1 protein-coding gene is annotated in these 939 nt (G+C 31.5%); it reads left to right on the forward strand.

The features are described 5' to 3' along the window. Positions 1–238 precede the first annotated feature (238 nt). A partial coding sequence (locus PL77_RS29840) for a hypothetical protein (protein ID WP_156152618.1) occupies positions 239–939 on the forward strand: 701 nt, incomplete at its 3' end.

Raw genomic sequence — 939 nt, forward strand, 5'->3', positions numbered from 1 at the left:
CATACTATTGAGCAGGAAAAACAGATTAAGGACCTTACTAAAGCATTGGATAAAGATGAAAAGCAAGATGAAATCATCAATCAATTATTAGAAAGAATATCCCAATTGGAAGGAAGTAATAATCAAGAATAAACTGTTGTGAAATTATTCATATTTCAACCATCAGTAAATGGCGATAGCTATGAAAACATAAATAATAATCTTCAATATAAATTAAAACTAACAATCTAAAATGAAAATGAAAATAATAAGTTATTTATTGGTCTTAATAATGCTTTGTACACTCAATACAGTGTATTCTCAAGAATACCTGAAAGTTAATGGATCAAACCATATGACAGGTTCTCTAGAAATAAATAAAGAGAGTGGATATTCATCTATAGAATTAAAGTCTGGGGTGGGAGCATTTATTGATTTTACTTCTGATCATACCTCAGATTTTAACGGAAGAATAATATGGAATTATTTCAATTCTAACAAGTTTGATATTTTAGGTGATGTTCGATTTAAAGATGAAGTGAATCTAGACTATGCATCTGCCAATGAATTTATAGTTAACACCCGATTCCTTCTAAGGAAACCTGAGAAAATTGAAGATTGGAACACAAACTGGGGTAGTAGTTTCGTTGAATCTTATAATGCAAAAAATGCTCCTGAAGAATCTGGGTGGTTTTGGGGTTTAAATATGAACCATGGAGCAAATAATGAATCATATAGATTTAATGGTCAGATTGCGATTAAAAATTCATTTACAAAGCCCACAATGTATTTTAGGAGCACAACAAGCGATGGAACAGGAGTATGGGCAAAAGTGCTAACGGATCATGATCACCAATATATAAATGGTGGTTTAACGCTTAACGGTAAATTGCTTTCAAAGGAGGTTATGGTTCGTACAGATATTGAAGTGCCAGACTATGTTTTCAAAGAAGATTATGC

Source organism: Flammeovirga sp. OC4, from assembly GCF_000812565.1.
GTDB lineage: Bacteria > Bacteroidota > Bacteroidia > Cytophagales > Flammeovirgaceae > Flammeovirga.